General features: G+C 59.7%; 3 rRNA genes. All 3 read left to right on the top strand.

Annotation, left to right across the window (positions count from 1 at the left end):
* Window positions 1–130: 130 nt before the first annotated feature.
* The 3 genes from ACFPK1_RS32940 (at window position 131) to rrf (ending at window position 5418) form a co-directional block, all read left to right on the top strand.
* Window positions 131–1663, top strand: a 16S ribosomal RNA gene (locus tag ACFPK1_RS32940).
* Between the two features lie 386 nt (window positions 1664–2049).
* Window positions 2050–5165, top strand: a 23S ribosomal RNA gene (locus ACFPK1_RS32945).
* A 136-nt stretch (window positions 5166–5301) separates the two neighbouring features.
* Window positions 5302–5418, top strand: a 5S ribosomal RNA gene (rrf, locus tag ACFPK1_RS32950).
* The 16S, 23S and 5S rRNA genes sit together here, the layout of an rRNA operon.
* Window positions 5419–5435: the final 17 nt, after the last annotated feature.

Consider the following 5435-nt stretch of genomic DNA (forward strand, 5'->3'; position numbering starts at 1 on the left):
TTGTCCTCGTCGGCATCATGTCTGCTTTTTGTGAGTGGTTGTGGTGTCGTGGGGTTTCTTTGAGTGGGTCTGACCTTTCTTGCCAGTGGGGGTCGGGCTTTTTTGCTGGGACTGTTTGTTCCAATGTTTTTTGTTGGAGAGTTTGATCCTGGCTCAGGACGAACGCTGGCGGCGTGCTTAACACATGCAAGTCGAGCGGTAAGGCCCTTCGGGGTACACGAGCGGCGAACGGGTGAGTAACACGTGGGTGACCTGCCCTCCACTTCGGGATAAGCCTGGGAAACTGGGTCTAATACCGGATAGGACCACTGGATGCATGTCTGGTGGTGGAAAGTTTTTTCGGTGGGGGATGGGCCCGCGGTCTATCAGCTTGTTGGTGGGGTGATGGCCTACCAAGGCGACGACGGATAGCCGGCCTGAGAGGGTGATCGGCCACACTGGGACTGAGACACGGCCCAGACTCCTACGGGAGGCAGCAGTGGGGAATCTTGCGCAATGGGCGGAAGCCTGACGCAGCAACGCCGCGTGAGGGATGACGGCCTTCGGGTTGTAAACCTCTTTCGCGATCGACGAAGGCCCTCCTTGTTGGGGGGTTGACGGTAGGTCGAGAAGAAGCACCGGCCAACTACGTGCCAGCAGCCGCGGTAATACGTAGGGTGCGAGCGTTGTCCGGAATTATTGGGCGTAAAGAGCTCGTAGGCGGTGTGTCACGTCGGCCGTGAAAACCTGGGGCTTAACTCTGGGCGTGCGGTCGATACGGGCATCACTAGAGTTCGGCAGGGGAGACTGGAATTCCTGGTGTAGCGGTGAAATGCGCAGATATCAGGAGGAACACCGGTGGCGAAGGCGGGTCTCTGGGCCGATACTGACGCTGAGGAGCGAAAGCATGGGTAGCGAACAGGATTAGATACCCTGGTAGTCCATGCCGTAAACGTTGGGCGCTAGGTGTGGGGTCCATTCCACGGGTTCCGTGCCGCAGCTAACGCATTAAGCGCCCCGCCTGGGGAGTACGGCCGCAAGGCTAAAACTCAAAGGAATTGACGGGGGCCCGCACAAGCGGCGGAGCATGTGGATTAATTCGATGCAACGCGAAGAACCTTACCTGGGTTTGACATGCACCAGACGCGTCCAGAGATGGGCGTTCCCTTGTGGTTGGTGTGCAGGTGGTGCATGGCTGTCGTCAGCTCGTGTCGTGAGATGTTGGGTTAAGTCCCGCAACGAGCGCAACCCTTGTCCTATGTTGCCAGCGGGTTATGCCGGGGACTCATGGGAGACTGCCGGGGTCAACTCGGAGGAAGGTGGGGATGACGTCAAGTCATCATGCCCCTTATGTCCAGGGCTTCACACATGCTACAATGGCCGGTACAGAGGGCTGCGAAACCGTGAGGTGGAGCGAATCTCGTAAAGCCGGTCTCAGTTCGGATCGGGGTCTGCAACTCGACCCCGTGAAGTCGGAGTCGCTAGTAATCGCAGATCAGCAACGCTGCGGTGAATACGTTCCCGGGCCTTGTACACACCGCCCGTCACGTCACGAAAGTCGGTAACACCCGAAGCCCGTGGCCCAACCCCTTGTGGGGGGGAGCGGTCGAAGGTGGGACTGGCGATTGGGACGAAGTCGTAACAAGGTAGCCGTACCGGAAGGTGCGGCTGGATCACCTCCTTTCTAAGGAGCTTCACCGAACACCATCGGTGGGTGTGATCGTCGCGGCGAGTGTCCGCGTCCACACCGTGCTTGGTGGTGGAGGGCCCCAGTACCTTCCCCGGCCTGCGGGTCGGGGTGTGGGATCGGGTTGCTCGAGAAAATGTGGAAACACCGGACATCTCCTGGCCACTGTGATGGTGGTCGGGGGCAGCACACTGTTGGGTCCTGAGAGGACAACGTCGCCTGGTTCGCCGGGTGGGGTGGTTGTCTCTGGGGACGGTCGGGGCCGGCTTCGCCTGTGGGTGGGGTGCGGCCTCGGTTCGTGTGGTCGTTGAGAATTGTACAGTGGACGCGAGCATCTTTTGTTTCTGTGCACATTTATGTCGTGATTACTTGATGTGTGTGTTGGTCAAGTTGTCAAGGGCGCACGGTGGATGCCTGGGCATCAGGAGCCGATGAAGGACGTGGGAGGCCGCGATAGTCCTCGGGGAGCTGTCAACCGAGCGTTGATCCGAGGGTGTCCGAATGGGGTAACCCGGCACCCGTCATGGGGTGTCACCGCTGTCTGAATGTATAGGACGGTGGGAGGGAACGCGGGGAAGTGAAACATCTCAGTACCCGCAGGAGAAGAAAACAAGAGTGATTCCGTGAGTAGTGGCGAGCGAAAGCGGAAGAGGCTAAACCCCGCCTGTGTGATAGCCGGCAGGTGTTGCTGGTGGGGTGTTGTGGGGCGTCATGTACCACTGCTGCCGCGGTGGTGCGGGTGTTCGTGGTGTTAGTCGAAGGCGTTGGGACGCGTCGGCGTAGAGGGTGAGACCCCCGTAGGCGAAAACACTGCGAGCATGCGTTGTGGCGTGCCCGAGTAGCAGCGAGCCCGTGTAATTCGCTGTGAATCTGCCGGGACCACCCGGTAAGCCTAAATACTCCCTGATGACCGATAGCGGACAAGTACCGTGAGGGAAAGGTGAAAAGTACCCCGGGAGGGGAGTGAAATAGTACCTGAAACCGTGTGCCTACAAGCCGTCAGAGCCTTAGCTTTATAGCGGGGTGATGGCGTGCCTTTTGAAGAATGAGCCTGCGAGTTAGCGGTACGTGGCGAGGTTAACCCGTGTGGGGTAGCCGTAGCGAAAGCGAGTCCGAACAGGGCGTTATCTAGTCGCGTGCTCTAGACCCGAAGCGGGGTGATCTACCCATGGCCAGGGTGAAGCGCCGGTAAGACGGCGTGGAGGCCCGAACCCACCAGGGTTGAAAACCTGGGGGATGAGCTGTGGGTAGGGGTGAAAGGCCAATCAAACTCCGTGATAGCTGGTTCTCCCCGAAATGCATTTAGGTGCAGCGTCGCGTGTTACTCACCGGAGGTAGAGCACTGGTTGGCCTAGGGGGCCCACAAGCTTACTGAAGTCAGCCAAACTCCGAATGCCGGTGAGCTCGAGCGCGGCAGTGAGACGGCGGGCGATAAGGTTCGTCGTCGAGAGGGAAACAGCCCAGATCGCCGGCTAAGGCCCCTAAGCGTGCGCTAAGTGGGAAAGGATGTGGGATCGCCCAGACAACCAGGAGGTTGGCTTAGAAGCAGCCATCCTTGAAAGAGTGCGTAATAGCTCACTGGTCAAGTGGTCCTGCGCCGACAATGTAGCGGGGCTCAAGCGCACCGCCGAAGCCGCGGCAACACCGCGTGAACACTGCGTGCCTTGTGTGGCATTGCTGGTGGTGGTGTTGGGTAGGGGAGCGTCATGCGGGCGGTGAAGCGGCGGAGTGATCCAGCCGTGGAGCCCGTGTGAGTGAGAATGCAGGCATGAGTAGCGATAGCAGAGTGAGAAACTCTGCCGCCGGATGACCAAGGGTTCCTGGGCCAGGTTTTTCCGCCCAGGGTGAGCCGGGACCTAAGGCGAGGCCGACAGGCGTAGTCGATGGACAACGGGTTGATATTCCCGTGCTCGTGTAGGCGCGTCCCTGGCGAATCCAGGTGTGCTAACCGCCCGAACCACCCCAGTCTCCTTCGGGAGCTGGTGGTGGGGAGCGCGGGACCCCGCCTGGTAGTAGCCAAGCGATGGGGTGACGCAGGAGGGCAGCTCCGCCAGCTAGTGGTAGTGCTGGTGCAAGCGTGTAGGCCGGTCCGTAGGCAAATCCGCGGGCCATGCAGGCTGAGACGTGACGCATAGCCGTTTGAGGCGAAGCAGAGTGATCCCATGCTGCCGAGAAAAGCCTCTAGCGAGTTCCTACGCGACCCGTACCCCAAACCAACACAGGTGGTCAGGTAGAGAATACCGAGGCGTTCGAGCGAACTGTGGTCAAGGAATTCGGCAAAATGCCCCCGTAACTTCGGGAGAAGGGGGGCCCTGTCCCGTGAAACCCCTTGCGGGTTAGCGGGGTGGGGCCGCAGAGACCAGGGGGAAGCGACTGTTTACTAAAAACACAGGTCCGTGCGAAGTCGCAAGACGATGTATACGGACTGACGCCTGCCCGGTGCTGGAACGTTAAGGGGACCGGTTAACCGTAAGGTGAAGCTGAGAACTTAAGCGCCAGTAAACGGCGGTGGTAACTATAACCATCCTAAGGTAGCGAAATTCCTTGTCGGGTAAGTTCCGACCTGCACGAATGGCGTAACGACTTCCCCGCTGTCTCGACCACAGACTCGGCGAAATTGCACTACGAGTAAAGATGCTCGTTACGCGCGGCAGGACGGAAAGACCCCGGGACCTTCACTACAGCTTGGTATTGGTGCTCGGTTCGGCTTGTGTAGGATAGGTGGGAGACTGGGAAGCGGCCACGCCAGTGGTCGTGGAGTCGACGTTGAAATACCACTCTGGTCGAATTGGGCATCTAACCTCGGACCATGATCTGGTTCAGGGACAGTGCCTGGTGGGTAGTTTAACTGGGGCGGTTGCCTCCCAAAGGGTAACGGAGGCGCCCAAAGGTTCCCTCAGCCTGGTCGGCAACCAGGTGTCGAGTGCAAGTGCACAAGGGAGCTTGACTGTGAGACCGACGGGTCGAGCAGGGACGAAAGTCGGGACTAGTGATCCGGCACCACCAGGTGGATGGGGTGTCGCTCAACGGATAAAAGGTACCCCGGGGATAACAGGCTGATCTTGCCCAAGAGTCCATATCGACGGCATGGTTTGGCACCTCGATGTCGGCTCGTCGCATCCTGGGGCTGGAGTAGGTCCCAAGGGTTGGGCTGTTCGCCCATTAAAGCGGTACGCGAGCTGGGTTTAGAACGTCGTGAGACAGTTCGGTCCCTATCCGCCGCGCGCGCAGGAGACTTGAGGAAGGCTGTCCCTAGTACGAGAGGACCGGGACGGACGAACCTCTGGTGTGCCAGTTGTCCCGCCAGGGGCACGGCTGGTTGGCTACGTTCGGAAAGGATAACCGCTGAAGGCATCTAAGCGGGAAGCCTGTTCCAAGATGAGGTCTCCCACCCTTCGAGGGTTAAGGCCCCCACCAGACCAGTGGGTTGATAGGCCAGACATGTAAGCGCCGCAAGGCGTTCAGTGGACTGGTACTAATAGGCCGAGGACTTGCCCACACACACGTCAAGCAATCACGACGTGACAGGCAACTGCGTAACGAAGCAACAGACCACTCGCGTCCACTGTGCATATCCCAACGACCACACACCCCACCCCACACGGGCCCCGGCCCTGGTGGGGGTGGTGGGGTGTTCCGGTGGTCACAGCGGAGGGGAAACGCCCGGACCCATCCCGAACCCGGAAGCTAAGCCCTCCAGCGCCGATGGTACTGCGACCGACAGGTCGTGGGAGAGTAGGACACCGCCGGAACACCCGACCACCCCCAC

It is taken from the genome of Actinomycetospora rhizophila (assembly GCF_042657905.1).
GTDB lineage: Bacteria > Actinomycetota > Actinomycetes > Mycobacteriales > Pseudonocardiaceae > Actinomycetospora > Actinomycetospora rhizophila.